The organism is Streptomyces sp. NPDC045955, assembly GCF_056430805.1.
The window spans coordinates 1-16,401 of the sequence record NZ_JBWKKY010000005.1; the positions used below are offsets into that span (position 1 = coordinate 1).

Genomic DNA, 16,401 nt, shown 5'->3' on the forward strand with positions numbered 1-16,401 from the left:
CCCCCCCCCCCCCCCCCCCCCCCCCCCCCCCCCCCCCCCCCCCCCCCCCCCCCCCCCCCCCCCCCCCCCCCCCCCCCCCCCCCCCCCCCCCCCACGCCCCCTGTTCGGACCGCTCCAGGAAGCCAAGAAGTGAAACCCCTCACCCTCATCAGGTCCAGCAGCGCGCTGCGGGTCGCGCCTGTCGCCTTGCTCCTCGTGTTCGCCTACTACGCCACCGACCTCGGTGACGACCTCCGCATCGATCCGCTGGGCTACTCCGCGACCGTGGTCGACGCGGTGCTGCGCAACCTGCTGCCGGTGGCCTTCGCGGTTGCCTCCGGTCTCGCCGCGTGGGAGGCGCGGAAGCTGGGAGCCTCCGGAATCTGGAGGCTGGGGGCGGTGCGATCCCGCTATACCATCGCCGCACAGCACCTGTCTCCCGTGATCGCACTGGCCTGGCTGCTCCTCATCCTTCCGGCGCTGTGCGCCCTGGTCCAGGAGCAGGTCGCACCCGACCTGCCCGGCCTCGCGCTGCTGGCCTTCGGACTGGTGCTCTGCGTCGCCCACGGCATCGTCGGATTCGCCGTCGGAGCCACCGTCAAGCACATCGCCGTGGTGCCGATCATCGCGGTCACCGACTTCCTGGTCGTCGGCTGGTCCACGGGCCTGGAGACCCCGTGGCCCCGGCACCTCACCGGCCTCTTCGCCGGAAAGATGATGTTCGGTGAGCTGCCCACGGCCGCCGGCCTCGCGGCTCCCCTCCTGCTCGCCGTCGGCTGCGCCGTCGCCATGGTCCTGCTCTGGGCGCCTGTTTCCCGCCGGCTGCGAGGAGCCGTGGCGGGAGCGCTCGTCCTCGCCTGCGCGTTCGGATCGTTTTCCTTGGTCAGCAACTGGAGCTACGTAGGCCCACGGAGCACCGGTCACGGCTCGATCGCCTGTGCCGGCCAGTCCCCCCGCATCTGTCTGCCCGAGGCGCGCGCCGAGCACATCTCCGCTCTCTCCGAGGAAGCGGCGGCGACGCTGGCAATCCTGCGCCGAGCCGGTCTGCCCGCCGAGCCGACGTCCATCAGGGACATCTCCCTCAGCCTCCGGTACCCCGAACCGTCCACGAAGGACGACTGGACCGTCCCGCTCGGGGTCGGCCAGGCGACCGGCACCGTTCGCTACCAGATCGCCCGCGAAGTGGTGCGTTTCGAATGCGCCCCTCCCGCCACCGGTCCCGCCCGCCAGGTGTACTACTGGGTGTCCTCCAAAGTCGGGCAGGCGGACACCTACTTGAGACGGCTCAGCACCGAACCCGATTTCGCCCCGCAGGAACGCAGCCGTCTCCAGGACCGGGTGGGGAAGGTTCTGCGGTTGAGCGAGGCCCAGCAGATGGCCTGGTACGAGACGACCGTGGCGCAGGCCTGCCGGGAAGGCGGGAAAACAACGTGATGTGGTGGCTGCGTGCCCGCCGCGCCCACACCCGGCTGCCCCTGGGTTTCCTGATGTTCGCGCTGCTGGCGGCGATCGTCCAGGACACCCCTCTCTTCCTGCCGTCCATCTGGTCCGGCGGCGCCGAGATCGTGCAGGCCGCCACCCTCGTCCCGCTCGTGCTGACCTCGGTCCTCTTCGACTGTCTGCACACCCGGCTGGACGCCGCCGAGAACACCGGAATCCGACCCGTCAGGTTCCTCGACGTCCTGCTCGCACTCGGCGTGGTGGCACTCGCATGTGCCGTGGGCGAGGTGATCGCCATGATCACCGGGGCCGCGTCGGCCGAGACACTGGGCCGCAACACGGCCTTCCTCGCCGGCCTCACCCTGTTGTGCGGGGCTCTCTTCGGGAGATCCGCCGTCCTCGTTCCCGCACTGTGGCCGCTGCTCGGCGTGCTGTTCGGCATGAGAGCGCCCGGCGACGCCTACCCGTGGACCGTACTCCTCGAACCGCCCGGCACCTGGTACGCCACCACGGGAGCCCTGTTGATGCTCACCGTCGGCGTCGGCGCCCACCTCCTTCCACCGAACCGCATCGCACGGAGAGCCGCATGACGCTTGTTCTCGATTCCTGCACCTTCGCCTACGGCCGACGGCGGGCTGCCGTGCTGAAGAACTTCGACTACCGCCTTCCGGACGGACTGACCATCCTGCTCGGACCCAACGGGGCCGGGAAGTCCACCATGTTGCAGCTGGCCGCTGCCGTCACCGCGCCGCAGCGGGGAACCGTGACGTGGGACGGGCTTGACGCGAAGAGCAAGGACTACCGGCGGACGGTGGCCTGGATGCCGCAGAACATCACCCCCCTGCCCTCGCTCACGGCACGCGAGTACGTCGCCTATGTGGGCTGGCTGAAGGGGATGAGCCGGGGCGATGCCTGGGCCAACGCTCCTCGGGCGCTGTCCCGCGTCGAGATGTCGGAGCGCGCCGACACCCGCACCGGCCAGCTCTCGGGCGGCCAGCTGAGGCGGGTGGGGGTGGCCTGTGCGCTGGTCCACGACGCACGGGTGCTCCTCCTGGATGAACCCACGGCCGGCATGGACCCGCGTCAGCGACGGGTTTTCCGCGATCTCCTCGCCTCGGTCAAGGACGAGGTCCGCATCCTGCTGTCCACGCACGACGTGACCGACCTCGCCGAAGAGGCCGATCACGTGTCTGTTCTGGTGGGCGGACGTCTCGTGCAGAGCGGTTCCACCAGCGAGTTCCTCGCCCACACGCCGCCCGGTACGGCGCAGGGCCGGGCGGCCGAGGGGGCTTACACGACCCTGCTCGAGTCGGCCTGACCCGCCTGGTCTCCGATGCGGGCCGAGATCATCTCCGCCCGCATCGGTTCCGAGCCCCGCTCGACCGGATCAGATCCCCAGATCCTTGATGATCTTCGCCACGTGACCCGTCGCCCGGACGTTGTACAGCGCGCGCTCGACCTTGCCCTCCTCGTCCACGACGATCGTGGAGCGGATCACGCCCATGTAGGTCCTGCCGTAATTTTTCTTCTCACCGAAGGCGCCGTAGGCGTCCAGGACCTGCTTGTCCGGGTCGGCCAGCAGCGTGACCTTCAGGGACTCCTTGTCGCGGAACTTGGCCAGCTTCTCGGGCTTGTCGGGGGAGATGCCGATCACCTCGTAGCCCGCGCCGGCCAGCAGCTCCAGGTTGTCCGTGAAGTCGCAGGCCTGCTTGGTGCAGCCGGGGGTGAGGGCGGCCGGGTAGAAGTACACGATGACCTTGCGGCCCTTGTGGTCCGACAGGGACACCTCGGTGCCGTCGGCGTCGGGCAGGGTGAAGGCGGGGGCCACGTCCCCCGGCTGGAGTCGCTCGCTCATCGGGCCAGGGTAACCGGGGGTCGAGGCAGTGCGATGAGCCGTGGAGCTGACAGACTGTCCAGCACAGGCTTCATACCGACTTCGGAGGCGACACGGTGGCGGACACGGCGGACACCAGGACCCCGGCGCAGATCGAGGCGGACATCAGGCGCCGCCGCGCGACCCTGGCCGAGACCCTCGACGAGATCGGCGTGCGGGTGCACCCGAAGACCATCGTCGGGGACGCCAAGGCCAAGGTCGCGTCCAACATCGATCACACCCTCGGGCGGGCGTACGTGGAGGTCAACCGGGCCGTCACGGACGTGCGCGCCCGGTTCGTGGACGAGGACGGGGCGCCGCGGCTGGAGCGGGTCGTGCCCGTCGCGCTCGTCGTCGTCGGCGTGGTCGGGCTGCTCGCCGTCAGCACCCGGCGTCGCAAGGGCTGACCCGACCGCGTACGTCCCCGGGGAAGACAGGTAGGTTTCAGGGCGTGAGCGCCAAGAGAAACGAGCACAGCACCCATCCCGACAAGCTGCCCATCCGGATGCTGCACGACCGCGTACTCGTGCGGCAGGACACCAGCGAGGGCGAGCGGCGTTCCGGCGGCGGCATCCTGATCCCCGCCACGGCGGCGGTCGGCCGGCGGCTGGCCTGGGCCGAGGTCGTCGCGGTGGGGCAGAACGTACGGACCGTGGAGCCGGGCGACCGGGTTCTGTTCGACCCGGAGGACCGCGCCGAGGTCGAGGTGCGCGGTATCGCGTACGTGCTCATGCGCGAGCGTGATCTGCACGCCGTGGCCGCGGACCGGTTCGAGGGCTCGGAGGACTCGACGGGCCTCTATCTGTAGTCCGGACAGCAGCGCGAAGGGGCCGGTGACGGGAGTCACCGGCCCCTTCGCCGTTGCTTCGTTACGAAGGCGACCAGCGGTCACCGATCTATTCGCGGCGGGCGCCCTGCGGGACCACGCCCCAGCCGGGGCCGGTCGGGTCGCCGGTGCCCCCGCCGTCGGTCGCGTCGCCGCCGCCCTCCGTCGTGCCACCGTCGGTCGTGCCGGTGGTGCCGCCGTCGGTGGCGGCGCCGCCGTCGCCGGTGCCGCCGTCCGCGGTGCCGCCGCCGGTCGGGGACTCGCCGCCCGTGCCGCCGTCGGTGGTGCCGCCCTCGGTCTGCCCCTCGGGCGCGCTCGGGGACTGGCCGGGCGTCTCGGTGCCGGTCTCCTGGCCGCCGCTGGACGTGCTGCCACCGTCGGTGGTGCCGCCCGTGGTCGGGTCGGCCGGGGGCTCGGTGCCGGGGGCCTGCGAGACGTCGGCGCCGGGCTGGAGCCTGAGGTCGAAGTCGGTGACCGGCTCGTTCTTCAGGGCGTCCCGGGTGAACTGGGCCCAGATCTCGGCGGGCGCCCCGCCGCCGTTGATCCGCGGGAGGCCCATCGCGCCGTACAGCGACTTGTGGGCGGCGGTCACCGGGTCCTGGCCCATGACGGAGACGACCGTGGCGAGGTCGGGGGTGTAGCCCGCGAACCAGGCCGCGGTGTCCTCCTCGGCGGTTCCGGTCTTGCCGGCGGCGGGGCGGCCCGCGGCCTGCGCGGCGGAGGCCGTGCCGTTCTGGACGACGCTCCGCAGGACCGAGGTGGTGGTGTCGGCCGCCTCGCGGCTCACGGCCTGCCGGGTGCGCCGCTCGGGCAGGTCGACCGGCGAGCCCTCCTTGGTGACCTTCTTGACCATCGTGTACGTGCCGTGCCGGCCGTGGTTGGCGAGCGTGGCGTACGCCTCCGCCATGTCGAGGACGCTGGCGGTGGCCGTGCCGAGCGCGATGGCGGGGCCGTCGGCGAGGTCGGGAGTGGTCTCGGGGACGCCGAGGTCGATTGCGGTCTGCTTGACCTTCGAGGGGCCGACGTCGGCCGCCATCTGCGCGTACACCGAGTTCACGGAGCTGTCGGTGGCCTCGGTGACGGTGATGTCACCGTACGAGCGCTGGTCCTCGTTCTCCGGGGCGTACGGGTCGCCGGTCCAGCCCTGGACGGGGCGCTTGTTGGTGCCGTCGTAGATGGTGTTCGGGGTGATCACGCGGCCGTCCTGGGTCTCCGAGTGGTTCTCGACGGCCGCGGTGAACACGAACGGCTTGAAGGTGGAGCCGACCTGGAAGTCCCTGCGGGTGGCGTTCGGGGTGTACTGCTTGACGTAGTCGATGCCGTTGTACATCGCCACGACCTCGCCGTTCTTCGGGTCGACGGCGGCGCCGCCCGCGCGGACGTAGGTGTCGACCTTGTTGTTCTTGTCCAGCTTGTCCATCAGCTTGTCGTTGACGGCCTTGACGAAGGCGTCCTGCCTGGGCTTCTGGAGCGTCGTGGTGATGCGGTAGCCGCCCGCGTCGAGCTGGTTCTCGTCGATGATCTTGTTCTGGGTGAGGTAGTCCTTGACGGTCCGCACGATGTAGCCGCGCTGCCCGGACATGCCGGTGGACAGGGTGGACTCCTTCGGCACCGGGAACTTCATGCCGGCCCGCTTGGACTCGCTGAGCCAGCCCTTCGTGACCATGCCGTCCAGGACGTAGTTCCAGCGGGACTCGGCGGCCTTGCGGTTCTCGGGGTGGGCGACCACGTCGTACTGGCTGGGCGCGTTGACGAGCGCGGCGAGGTAGGCGGCGCGGGCCGGGTCGAGGTCCGAGGCGTCCATGCCGTAGTAGGCCTGGGCGGCGGCCTGGATGCCGTAGGCGTTGCGGCCGAAGTAGCTGGTGTTGAGGTAGCCCTCGAGGATGTGGTCCTTGCTGACCTCGCGGTCCAGCTTGATCGCGATGAAGAATTCCTTGGCCTTGCGCGTGAGGGTCTGGTCCTGGCGAAGGTAGTAGTTCTTCACGTACTGCTGCGTGATCGTGGAGCCGGACTGCTTGCCCTTGCCGAGGGCCGTGTTCCAGGCCGCGCGGAGCATGGCCTTGGGGTCGACGGCGGACTCGGTGTAGAAGTCGCGGTCCTCGGCGGCCAGGATCGCGTGCTGGGCGTCCTTGGAGATCCGCGGGAGTGTGACGTTCTCCCGGTTGATCTCGCCGTCGCGGGCGATCACCGAGCCGTCCGCGTACAGATAGACGTTGGCCTGCTTGGTGGCGAGCGCGTTGGCCGGCGGGATCTTCACCAGCGAGTAGCCGAGGAAGAAGCCACCGACCAGCAGCAGGGCGACGACGAGGAAGGCGCCGAGCGTCATGCGCCACGTCGGGATGATCCGGCGCCAGCCGGTGCGCTTCGGCTTCCCGGCCGGCTGGGCCTGCGGCGCGGCCGGGTCGCCGTCCGCCTGCGGCTCTCTCGGTGCCCAGCCCGGTGTCGGCTGCTGCGGCTGCGGCTCGTCACTCATGTCGTGCACGGACTCCTGTTTCGCGTCGTACGTCGTTCCCGTACGTCTCTGCTCGCTCTTGCGCCCCTGTGATGAAGACTGTCCCATCCGGCGATCAGTTCCCGGACCGAGGGCCGTGTCGTGAGGCGGGGGCGGGACGGGCTGTGTGCGGGCGAGCGCCCAGCCGGACGCAGGATGAAGTGCGGCATCCTGCGCGCCTGTTCGTATCGCGATCCTGCGTGCGCGAGATTCGCCTGAAGGGCGACACGACGATCCGACTGCTCGCCCTGGCCACGGGCGCCTCGGCCCACGCGGACGCAACGGATCGTACCGTCTGGGCCGGTGCGAACTCGCCCCGCGGTGCCTGAGCCGCTCCTCGAAATTGCGTGGCAGGCGCGATCGCCGCTCCACTAGGCTCCTGCGCTTCGGTGCCTGGCGGCGAGGAGGGCTGTGGATGTGGGCTCGGGACGGTTGTACCTGGCCGTCGCGGCGGGGGGCTTCAGGCGGTACGCGACGTATCGGGCGGCCACCGTGGCCGGGGTGTTCACCAACACGGTCTTCGGCGTCATCCTCGTCTCCACGTACCTGGCGCTGTGGGACGAGAGGCCGCATCTGGGAGGGTACGACCAGGCGCAGGCCGTGACCTATGTGTGGCTGGGACAGTGCCTGTACGCGACCCTCGCCATCCAGGGCGGCGGCGCCGAGAAGGACCTGATGGGGCGCATCCGCACCGGTGAGATCGCCGTCGACCTGTACCGGCCGGCCGATCTCCAGCTGTGGTGGCTGGCGGGCGACGTGGGGCGGGCGCTGTTCCAGATGCTGGGGCGGGGCGTCGTCCCGTTCGCGTTCGGCGCGGTCTTCTTCCCCATGGCGCTGCCGACGTCGGTCGCCCCCTGGGCGGCCTTCGTGGTCACGCTGCTGCTGGCGGCGGTCGTCAGCTTCGCCCTCCGCTTCCTGATGGCCCTGAGCGCGTTCTGGCTCATGGACGGCATGGGCGTCAACCAGGTGCTGATGATCACGGGCATCTTCTTCTCGGGCATGGTGCTGCCGCTGAACGCCTTCCCGGGTGTGTTCGGCGACATCGTGCGGGTGCTGCCGTGGGCGGCGCAGATCCAGATGCCGGCGGATGTGCTGATGGGGGAGACCGATCCGCTCGGCGCGTTCGCCTTCCAGGCGGCGTGGGCGGTGGCACTGCTCGCGGCGGGGCGGCTGCTGCAGTCGGCCGCGACGCGCCGGGTGGTGGTGCAGGGTGGGTGAGCGGAGCGCCCTGCTGGAGGGGCTGCGGGCCTACCGGCTGATCGCCGGGATGTGGGTGCGCTCCAGCATGACCTACCGCACCTCCTTCGTCGTCACGGTGTTCGGCAACCTGCTGGTGACCGGCCTGGACTTCGTGGGGATCCTGCTGATGTTCTCGCAGGTCGACTCGCTGGGCGGCTGGTCACTGCCCGAGATCGCCTTCCTGTACGGGCTGTCGGTGACGGCGTTCGGGATCGCCGACCTGGTGCTCGGATCGATGGACGTCCTGGGCTCCCGGATCCGCGACGGCTCGTTCGACATCCTGCTCGTGCGTCCCGCGCCGGTGCTCGCCCAGGTCGGCGCCGACCTTTTCGCGCTGCGCCGCCTGGGGCGGATCACTCAGGGCGCGGTGGTCCTGGGCTGGGCGCTGGTCTCGGTCGACGTCGACTGGAGCGCGCCGAAGGTGCTGCTGGTGCCGGTGATGGTGGTCAGCGGCGCGGCGATCTTCTCGGCGGTGTTCGTGGCGGGCGCGGCCTTCCAGATCGTCGCCCAGGACGCCGCCGAGGTGCAGAACGCGTTCACGTACGGCGGGACCACGCTGCTGCAGTATCCGCCGACCGTGTTCGGGAAGGACCTGGTGCGCGGCGTGACCTTCATGCTGCCGCTCGCTTTCGTCAACTGGGTCCCCGCCGCCTATGTGCTGGGCCGGCCGTACCCGATCGCGCTGCCGCAGTGGACGGCCTTCGCGTCGCCGCTGGTGGCGGTGGCGTGCTGTGTGCTGGCGGGGTTGGTGTGGCGGGTGGGGCTTCGTTCCTACCGGAGTACAGGGAGTTGACGGCGTTGGACGGCATGGACGGTGTGGACAGCGGGTTCATCGAACTCGACGGCGTCGAGAAGGTCTTCGACGTGCGCAAGAAGACCGGCTTCATGAAACGGGAGCGGCGGCAGGTCCGGGCCGTCGACTCGATCTCCTTCCGCGTGGGACGCGGCGAGATGGTCGGCTACATCGGCCCGAACGGCGCCGGCAAGTCGACCACGATCAAGATGCTGACCGGCATCCTCACTCCGAGCGCCGGCCGGCTCCGGGTCGCCGGCATCGACCCCTCCCGCGAACGCACGCGGCTCGCGCACCGCATCGGCGTGGTGTTCGGGCAGCGGACGACGCTGTGGTGGGACCTGCCGCTGGTCGACTCCTACCGGCTGATGCACCGCATGTACCGGATCCCGGACGCCCGTTACCGCGAGAACCTCGGCCGTCTGGTCGAACTCCTCGACCTGGGTGACCTGCTGGACGTGCCGGTACGGCAGCTCTCGCTCGGGCAGCGCATGCGCGGCGACATCGCGGCGGCCCTGCTGCACGACCCGGAGGTGCTGTACCTCGACGAGCCGACCATCGGCCTCGACGTCGTGTCCAAGTCCAAGGTGCGGGAGTTCCTGCGGGAGTTGAACGCCGAGCGCGGCACGACGGTGCTGCTGACCACGCACGACCTCCAGGACATCGAGCAGTTGTGCAAGCGGGTGATGGTCATCGACCACGGGCGCCTGATGTACGACGGCCCGCTGGCCGGGCTGCACGAGGCGGGGGAGAGCGAGCGGACCCTGGTGGTGGACCTGGAGCGGGAACTGCCGCCGATCGACGCCCCGGCACCCGCCCGGGTCGTCCGGGTGGACGGCCCGCGGCAGTGGCTGGCATTCCCGGCGTCGGAGTCGGCGGCACCGCTCGTCGCGAGGATCGCGGCGGAGTACCCGCTGGTGGACCTGTCGGTACGGGAGCCGGACATCGAGGCGGTCATCGCGAAGATGTACGCGGAACAGGCCGAGCGGGCGATCTCGTAGCCCCCGGCGGGGTGAACTCGTAATCTGCTGCGTATGACCGACGACTCAGTCCCGGACCTCCGCGCCTCCGACGCCGACCGTGAACGGGTCGCCGAGATCCTGCGGGACGCCCTGGCGGAGGGCCGTCTCGACATGGCGGAGTTCGAGGAGCGGCTGGACGCGACGTATCAGGCGCGGACGTACGGCGAACTGGCGCCGATCACCCGGGACCTGCCGGCCGCGGGCGTCACGGCGCCCTCCGTGTCCCTGGCCAAGGAACCCGCCGCCGGCCCGGACGGCTCGCACTGGTCCGGGCGGATCGTCGGCGGGGAGGGTTCCTCGTCGTGGGCCGTGGCCGTGATGTCCGGCTTCCAGCGCAGGGGGCGCTGGACGATGCCCCGGCGGTTCACCTGCCTCGCCCTCTGCGGGGGCGGGGAGATCGACCTGCGCGAGGCGAACTTCGCGGACCGTGAGGTCGAGATCAACGCCATCGCGATCATGGGCGGGGTGGATGTCATCGTCCCGCCCGGCGTGGAGGTCGTCGTCCGCGGCATCGGCATCATGGGCGGCTTCGACCACCGGGAGGAGGGCGTCCCCCGCGCCCCCGGCGCACCCCGCGTCGTCATCACCGGCTTCGCTTTCTGGGGCGGCGTCGGGGTCCAGCGAAAGCTGACCCGGGCGGAGAAAAAGCGACTCCGCGAGGAACGCCGCCAACTGGAAGGCTAGGGCCTGTTGCGAAAGTGCCCTCTGCCGCGCGGCGTCCGGCACGCTCCCCCACTGCCTTGAGGGCGTGGGCGGTGCCCCCACTCGCCGCACCGCCCGAAAGCCCGAGTACGCCCAGTACGAGGGCTTCCGGGCGGCACTCCCCCAGCCTTCGGCCGGGGGGACCCCCAGAGCACGCACCGGACGCCGCGCGGCCGCCCCCGGGCGACGAGGCCACTTTCGCAACAGGCTTTAGCTGTATTGACCTGGAGCGTTGTTCACACGGCTGATCGGTGGGTGGCCGCCGAGTGCGGTGTGGCAGCGGTGGTGGTTGTAGGTGTGGAGGAAGTCTGCCAGTGCGTCGGTGCGTTCGGTGTTGCTGGTGTAGGGCCGTAGGTAGGCCCATTCGTCGAGCAGGGTGCGGTTGAAGCGTTCGACCTTGCCGTTGGTCTGGGGCCGGTAGGCGCGGGTGAGCTTGCCGGTCGCGCCGATGTCGGCCAGGGCTTGCCGCCAGGCGAAGCTCTTGCGGTAGGGCCAGGCGTTGTCGGTCAGGACCCGTTCGATGCGGTCGATGCCGCAGGTGGTGAAGAAGGCCGCGGCCCGGCGGAGGAAGTCTGCACAGGTGGCGGCCTTCTCGTCCGGGTGGATCTCGCTGTAGGCGAGGCGGCTGTGGTCGTCGACGGCGGAGTGGACGTAGTCGAAGCCCACGCTGTTGCGCCGGGCGCGGCCGGCCTGGCGGCCCAGGACCTTGTGACCGCCGCCGTCGGGGATGCGGCCGAGTTTCTTGACGTCGACGTGGATCAGTTCACCGGGCCGGTGGCGTTCGTAGCGGCGGATGACCTCTCCGGTGGGCCGGTCGAGGAAGGCCAGACGGTTCAGGCCATGGCGGACCAGGACGCGGTGCACGGTCGATGCGGGCAGACCGAGGATCGGGCCGAGGCGTGCGGGCCCGAGTTTGCGGTTCTGGCGCAGCCGGCAGACGCGGGCTTCGGTCGTGGCAGTGGTTCGGTGCGGTGTCGTGCGCGGGTGGTCTGGAGCGGTCGAAGAGCCCGCTGTCGCCCTCGGATCGCCAGCGTCGGATCCACTTGTGGGCGGTGGGACGGGAGATGCCCATCTCTGCGGCGACGTGCGCGACGGGACGGCCGGAACGGACGCGGTCGATGAGCAGTCGCTTGCCGTGAACGGTCAGCCGGGCATTACGGTGGGACATGAAGGCCTCCGTGCGGTGAAGATTCGACACCTCCACCACACGGAGGCCTTCGCCATGATCAAGCCCGGCCAGCGTTAACAACGCTCGTGATCAATACACCTAGCCGCCGCTGCCTGTGGGCAGTCGTGCCTCCCCCAGGGCCTCAAGGGCCTGGGAGGTGCCCCCCGGCGGCACGGGTGGGCGCAGGCGGCACGGGTGGGCGCAGGCGGCACCCCGCCACGCCGGGCTGCGCACCCACCCCGCGCCTCGGCACCCATGCCCAGGGCCGGACAACAGGCGGCTCTACAGCTGCGCCGGCACCGACCCCTTGAGACTCTCCAGATCGAACGCCTCGGCCATCCGCGCATACCCCTTGTCACTGGGATGCAGATGATCCCCCGAGTCGTAGTCGGCCCGCAGCCGCCGCGTGTCGTAAGGATCACGCAGCGCCTTGTCGAAGTCGACCACCGCGTCGAACACCCGCCCGGCGCGAATCTCCGCATTGATCTGCTGCCGCACGGCTTCCCGTGCCTCCGAGTACCCCCGGTGCCCGCCGAACGGCATCAGCGTCGCCCCCACGACCTTCAGCCCCCGCGCATGCGCCTGCTCGACCATCGTGCGCAGCCCGCCGACGATCGCGTTCGGATCCGCGAGCCGCGGATTGCGCAGGATGTCGTTGACCCCGAGGTCGATGACGACGACCTTGACGTTCGTCCGTTCCAGCACGTCCCGCCCGAAGCGGTTCAGTCCGCTGGGGTTGTCCGCCGGCCGGCCCAGCCCGTCCGTGAGGACGCGGTTCCCGCTGATGCCCTGGTTGACGACGCTGTAGCGGGGCAGGTCCCGCCCGGCGGCGATCTCCGCGCGTAGCCTGTCGGACAGGACGTCGGTCCACCTGTTGTTGGCACCGGCGGTTGAGGTGATCCCGTCGGTGAGCGAGTCGCCGAGGACGACGACCGTCCCGTCGGACTCGTTGCTCAGCACGTCCAGCGCGGTCAGGTACCGCCAGGACATGCTCTGCTCGGTGTAGGGCGTGCCCGTCGCGTCGGCCGTGTGGTCGCCCTGGGCGACGTAGGAGATCTGCCGGGCGTGCCGGTGGTACGTCACCGAGCCGGAGCTGGTCGGCGTGTACGTGGTGATCAGGACGTCCGCGTCGTGCGGGATGACGATGCGCACCGCGTCGCTCATCACCTGCTGGCCGGGCGGGATGACGACCCCCGGCCCGCCGTTGAAGGTCAGCTGCCGCAGGGTGTCCTGGAGCGCGGCGGCCGTGCCGCTCCCGGCGGCGACGGCGATCGAGGCGCGCGTGATGCTCAGCGGCGCCTGGCCGTAGAGATTGGACAGCGTCACGCGGGCACTCGTACCGCCGACGCTGGTGTGGACGACGTTGCGCACCGAACGGTCCGCCATGCCGTTCGTCTCCGTGCCCGGCTCGGCCGCGGCCGGGGAGGCGGACCACGTGCCGACCCAGGTGCCGGTGGAGGCGGGGGCGGCGGAGTTGTTCGGGAGGCGGTCGTCGGCGAGAGCGCTGCGCGCCGGCGCACCTCTGTCGGACGCCACGCCGACGTATATGGCGGTGGAAAGGGCCACGATCGCTGCGACAACGACGGCCAATAGGGCGTAACCACGACCCCGGGTCATGCTGTTTAGTTCTCCTCGGGCGATGGGAGCCCAAGGCTCCGATCTGATATGCCCATGATGCGTCATGGGCCGGGGGAAGCTCACACGGACCCCGTGGCATTACCCCCTCCCGACAGACGCCGGGAACTCCTGTTCCGTTCCAGGAGTCGGTCAGGAAGGGACAATGTGTGCGGGATCACCGAGCGGGTGGAGCGGATGGAACGGACGAAAGCAGGAGAAAAGGGCGACGTCGGAGGGCAGCATGCCCGCCCCGTCGTCACCACGAACCGTGCGATGGCCACCTTCAGCCCCGCGGACGAGGAGAAACAGCGCGGCGTCCGCCGCATGAAACTCACCGCCACCGGGCTCCTGCTGTTCGTGGCCGTGGTCTACGTCCTCGCCAAGTGGGCCCAGAACTCCGGCGCCGGCCCCTGGGCGAGCTATGTCGCCGCGGCCTCCGAGGCGGGCATGGTCGGCGCGCTCGCCGACTGGTTCGCCGTCACCGCCCTCTTCCGCCACCCCCTCGGCATCCCCATCCCGCACACCGCGATCATCCCCACCAAGAAGGACCAGCTCGGCGTCACCCTCGGCGAGTTCGTCGGTGAGAACTTCCTCTCCGAGGACGTCGTACGCCAGCGGCTGCGCGCCGTCGGCATCGGCAGCCGCCTCGGGGCCTGGCTCGCCGTCCCCGAACACGCCGACCGGGTCACGGCGGAGCTGTCCACCGCCCTGCGCGGCGCCCTGACGGTCCTGCGCGACTCCGACGTCCAGGCCGTGGTCGGCGAGGCCATCACGCGCCGGGCCAACGCCCAGGAGATCGGGCCCGGCATCGGCAAGATGCTGGAGAAGGTCGTCGCCGACGGCGGTCACAAACGGGTCGTCGACCTCGTCGTCACCCGCGCGCACGACTGGCTGGTGCTGCACCGCGACGAGGTGATGGACGCCGTCGAGGGCGGCGCCCCCGGCTGGACACCGAGGTTCGTCGACCGCAAGGTCGGCGAGCGCGTCTACAAGGAACTCCTGCGCTTCGCCACCGAGATGCGCGACATGCCCGCCCACCCCGCGCGCGGCGCCCTCGACCGCTTCCTCACCGACTTCGCCTCCGACCTCCAGTCCGACACCGACACCCGCGCCCGCGTCGAGCGCCTCAAGGGCGAGGTGCTGGGCCGCGGCGAGGTCCAGGACCTCATCGCCAGCGCCTGGACGGCCGTACGATCCATGATCGTCGCGGCGGCGGAGGACGAGCGCAGCGAGCTGCGGCTGCGCGTACGCGCCTCCCTGCTGTCGCTGGGCTCCCGGATGGCGGGCGAGCGCAAGGTGCAGGACAAGGTCGACAAGTGGGTGGAGGACGCGGCCGTCTACGTCGTCACCACCTACCGCAAGGAGATCACCTCCCTGATCACGGACACGGTGGCGAGCTGGGACGCCGAGCACACCACGAGGAAGATCGAGGCGAACATCGGCCGCGACCTGCAGTTCATTCGGATCAACGGCACGGTGGTCGGCTCGCTGGCCGGACTGCTGATCTACACGGTGTCGCACGCGCTGGGAGCCTGAAGCGGCCGGGACGTGACGCACGGGTGGTCCGAGGTGTCAGGGCGTAAGCACATCCGCTCAGGGCACTCGACCCGGGTTCTTCTCGACGAGGAGGGAGCCCATGACCACCGCACAGGCCGGGACCGGCCGCACCGTGACCACAGACATCCCCGCCCGCCTCGACCGCCTCCCGTGGTCACGCTGGCACTGGACGATCGTCATCGGACTCGGCACCGTGTGGATCCTCGACGGTCTCGAAGTCACCGTCGTGGGCAACATCGCCAGCCGCCTGTCGGAACCCGGCAGCGGCCTGCCCATCACCTCCGGCGAGGTCACCGGCATGGCGGCCGCCCTCTACGTGGCGGGAGCCTGCTCCGGCGCGCTCTTCTGGGGCCGGCTGACCGACAAGTGGGGCCGTAAAAAACTCTTCATGATCACGCTGGCGGTCTACCTCGGCGCCACCGCCCTGACCGCGATCGCCTTCGACACCTGGTGGTTCTTCCTCTTCCGCTTCCTCACCGGCTTCGGCATCGGCGGCGAGTACGCGGCCATCAACTCCGCGATCGACGAGCTGATCCCCAAGGAGCACCGCGGCCGCGTCGACCTGATGATCAACGGCAGCTTCTGGCTGGGCGCGGTCGGCGGCTCGCTCCTCTCGATCGTCGCGCTGGACACGGACATCTTCGCGGCGAACGTCGGCTGGCGCCTCACCTTCGCCCTCGGCGCGGTCCTGGCCCTGGTGATCCTGCTGGTCCGCCGGCACGTTCCGGAGAGCCCCCGCTGGCTGCTGATCCACGGCCGCGACGACGAAGCGGAACGCATCGTCTCCTCGATCGAGCGGAAGGTCGAGCAGGAGAACGGCGAACCGCTGCCGCGCGCGGACGGCGAGATCACCATCCACCAGCGCCGCAGCGTCTCCTTCCTGGAGATCGGCCGCACGGTCTTCTCCGACTACCGCCGCCGCGCGATCCTCGGCTTCTCCCTCTTCATCGGCCAGGCCTTCCTCTACAACGCCATCACCTTCGGCTTCGGCGCGATCCTCACGACGTTCTTCGACGTCCCGAGCGGCAGCACCGGCTACTACTTCGCCGTCATCGCGCTCGGCAACTTCTTCGGCCCGCTGCTCCTGGGCAAGCTCTTCGACACGGTCGGCCGCCGCGTGATGATCTCCGGCACCTACCTGCTGTCGGGCCTGCTCCTCTTCGGCACGGCCTGGCTCTTCGACCAGGGCTCGCTCAGCGCGAGCACGCTGACCGCATGCTGGTGCGCGGTGCTGTTCTTCGCCTCGGCGGGCGCCTCCAGCGCCTACCTGACGGTCTCCGAGGTCTTCCCGATGGAGACCCGCGCCATGTCCATCGCCTTCTTCTACGCCATCGGCACGGCGGCCGGCGGCATCAGCGGCCCGCTCCTCTTCGCCGACCTCACCGGCACGGGCAAGGTCGGCGACACGGTCCTCGCCTTCCAGATCGGAGCGACCCTGATGTGCCTGGCCGGCCTGGCGGCGGCGATCCTCGCGGTGCGTGCGGAACGGCGTTCGCTGGAGGACATCGCCACGCCGCTGACGGCGGCGCAGGGCAAAGCGGACAGCAACTCCACCTCGGCCTCCGGCTCGACGGGGTCCAGGACGGCGACGGCATAGTGCTCGCCTGACTGCGAGCCGCCGCGACGGCCCGCAGCCGACTTGGCTGCGGGCAGTCGTGCCTTCCCCACTGCCTCAAGGGCCTGGGAGGTGCCCC

At 70.4% G+C, this 16,401-nt stretch carries 14 protein-coding genes and 1 pseudogene; 11 read left to right on the top strand and 4 right to left on the bottom strand.

Annotated elements, in window-relative coordinates:
- Window positions 1-129: 129 nt before the first annotated feature.
- The 3 genes from AC07F0_RS11580 to AC07F0_RS11590 are packed head-to-tail and all read left to right on the top strand — an operon-like array spanning window position 130 to window position 2,737.
- Entirely contained in the window at window positions 130-1,413 is a 1,284-nt protein-coding gene (locus tag AC07F0_RS11580) for a hypothetical protein (RefSeq protein WP_478977294.1), read from the top strand.
- Window positions 1,413-2,009, top strand: a complete 597-nt coding sequence (locus AC07F0_RS11585; RefSeq protein ID WP_436730953.1) for a hypothetical protein — start codon at window positions 1,413-1,415, stop codon at window positions 2,007-2,009. Before AC07F0_RS11580 ends, AC07F0_RS11585 begins: the two co-directional genes overlap by 1 nt.
- Window positions 2,006-2,737, top strand: a complete 732-nt coding sequence (locus AC07F0_RS11590; RefSeq protein WP_478977297.1) for an ATP-binding cassette domain-containing protein — start codon at window positions 2,006-2,008, stop codon at window positions 2,735-2,737. Before AC07F0_RS11585 ends, AC07F0_RS11590 begins: the two co-directional genes overlap by 4 nt.
- Window positions 2,738-2,806: 69 nt before the next feature.
- Here the strand turns inward: AC07F0_RS11590 and bcp are convergent, their stop codons facing one another.
- Window positions 2,807-3,274: a thioredoxin-dependent thiol peroxidase gene (gene bcp / locus AC07F0_RS11595; RefSeq protein ID WP_436730955.1), complete on the bottom strand. Its 468-nt coding sequence runs from the start codon at window positions 3,272-3,274 to the stop codon at window positions 2,807-2,809.
- A gap of 95 nt (window positions 3,275-3,369) precedes the next feature.
- On the opposite strand from bcp, the gene AC07F0_RS11600 reads away from it, so the two are divergent.
- Window positions 3,370-3,699, top strand: coding sequence for a DUF3618 domain-containing protein (locus AC07F0_RS11600; RefSeq protein ID WP_306925833.1), 330 nt, complete (start codon window positions 3,370-3,372; stop codon window positions 3,697-3,699).
- A 44-nt stretch (window positions 3,700-3,743) separates the two neighbouring features.
- The gene (locus AC07F0_RS11605; protein WP_010040015.1) at window positions 3,744-4,100 is read left to right on the top strand and encodes a GroES family chaperonin; all 357 of its coding nucleotides are present in this window, start codon (window positions 3,744-3,746) and stop codon (window positions 4,098-4,100) included.
- Window positions 4,101-4,188: 88 nt separating this feature from the next.
- Here AC07F0_RS11605 and AC07F0_RS11610 read toward each other — a convergent pair whose 3' ends face one another.
- Entirely contained in the window at window positions 4,189-6,591 is a 2,403-nt protein-coding gene (locus tag AC07F0_RS11610; RefSeq protein ID WP_478977300.1) for a transglycosylase domain-containing protein, read from the bottom strand.
- A 435-nt stretch (window positions 6,592-7,026) separates the two neighbouring features.
- Here AC07F0_RS11610 and AC07F0_RS11615 point away from each other — a divergent pair, with 435 nt between their 5' ends.
- From AC07F0_RS11615 to AC07F0_RS11630, 4 genes are read left to right on the top strand one after another with little or no spacing between them, the layout of a single operon-like run.
- Complete coding sequence (locus AC07F0_RS11615) at window positions 7,027-7,827, top strand: ABC transporter permease (protein ID WP_478977303.1); 801 nt, start codon at window positions 7,027-7,029, stop codon at window positions 7,825-7,827.
- Window positions 7,820-8,641 carry an ABC transporter permease gene (locus tag AC07F0_RS11620; RefSeq protein ID WP_478977306.1) on the top strand — a complete coding sequence of 274 codons (822 nt, stop codon included), beginning with the start codon at window positions 7,820-7,822 and terminating at the stop codon, window positions 8,639-8,641. Before AC07F0_RS11615 ends, AC07F0_RS11620 begins: the two co-directional genes overlap by 8 nt.
- A gap of 14 nt (window positions 8,642-8,655) precedes the next feature.
- Window positions 8,656-9,642: an ABC transporter ATP-binding protein gene (locus tag AC07F0_RS11625; protein ID WP_478978200.1), complete on the top strand. Its 987-nt coding sequence runs from the start codon at window positions 8,656-8,658 to the stop codon at window positions 9,640-9,642.
- 33 nt (window positions 9,643-9,675) lie between these two features.
- Window positions 9,676-10,347 (top strand): DUF1707 SHOCT-like domain-containing protein, encoded by a 672-nt coding sequence (locus AC07F0_RS11630; protein ID WP_478977309.1) that lies wholly within the window; start codon window positions 9,676-9,678, stop codon window positions 10,345-10,347.
- 228 nt (window positions 10,348-10,575) lie between these two features.
- Here AC07F0_RS11630 and AC07F0_RS11635 read toward each other — a convergent pair.
- Window positions 10,576-11,533 (bottom strand): annotated as a pseudogene (locus AC07F0_RS11635) (IS481 family transposase).
- A 282-nt stretch (window positions 11,534-11,815) separates the two neighbouring features.
- Window positions 11,816-13,150 carry an SGNH/GDSL hydrolase family protein gene (locus AC07F0_RS11640; RefSeq protein WP_478977312.1) on the bottom strand — a complete coding sequence of 445 codons (1,335 nt, stop codon included), beginning with the start codon at window positions 13,148-13,150 and terminating at the stop codon, window positions 11,816-11,818.
- Between the two features lie 165 nt (window positions 13,151-13,315).
- Between AC07F0_RS11640 and AC07F0_RS11645 the strand changes: the two genes are divergently transcribed.
- Window positions 13,316-14,686, top strand: coding sequence for a DUF445 domain-containing protein (locus tag AC07F0_RS11645; RefSeq protein ID WP_478977315.1), 1,371 nt, complete (start codon window positions 13,316-13,318; stop codon window positions 14,684-14,686).
- A gap of 100 nt (window positions 14,687-14,786) precedes the next feature.
- Window positions 14,787-16,304 (top strand): MFS transporter, encoded by a 1,518-nt coding sequence (locus AC07F0_RS11650; RefSeq protein ID WP_478977318.1) that lies wholly within the window; start codon window positions 14,787-14,789, stop codon window positions 16,302-16,304.
- Window positions 16,305-16,401: the final 97 nt, after the last annotated feature.

Excerpts from the sequence above, each read along its gene's own strand:
- AC07F0_RS11585 (WP_436730953.1), top strand. The coding sequence starts at position 1,413 with ATGTGGTGGCTGCGTGCCCGCCGCGCCCACACCCGGCTGCCCCTGGGT.
- AC07F0_RS11590 (WP_478977297.1), top strand. The coding sequence starts at position 2,006 with ATGACGCTTGTTCTCGATTCCTGCACCTTCGCCTACGGCCGACGGCGG.
- bcp (WP_436730955.1), bottom strand. The coding sequence starts at position 3,274 with ATGAGCGAGCGACTCCAGCCGGGGGACGTGGCCCCCGCCTTCACCCTG.
- AC07F0_RS11610 (WP_478977300.1), bottom strand. The coding sequence starts at position 6,591 with ATGAGTGACGAGCCGCAGCCGCAGCAGCCGACACCGGGCTGGGCACCG.
- AC07F0_RS11625 (WP_478978200.1), top strand. The coding sequence starts at position 8,656 with ATGGACGGTGTGGACAGCGGGTTCATCGAACTCGACGGCGTCGAGAAG.
- AC07F0_RS11630 (WP_478977309.1), top strand. The coding sequence starts at position 9,676 with ATGACCGACGACTCAGTCCCGGACCTCCGCGCCTCCGACGCCGACCGT.
- AC07F0_RS11640 (WP_478977312.1), bottom strand. The coding sequence starts at position 13,150 with ATGACCCGGGGTCGTGGTTACGCCCTATTGGCCGTCGTTGTCGCAGCG.
- AC07F0_RS11650 (WP_478977318.1), top strand. The coding sequence starts at position 14,787 with ATGACCACCGCACAGGCCGGGACCGGCCGCACCGTGACCACAGACATC.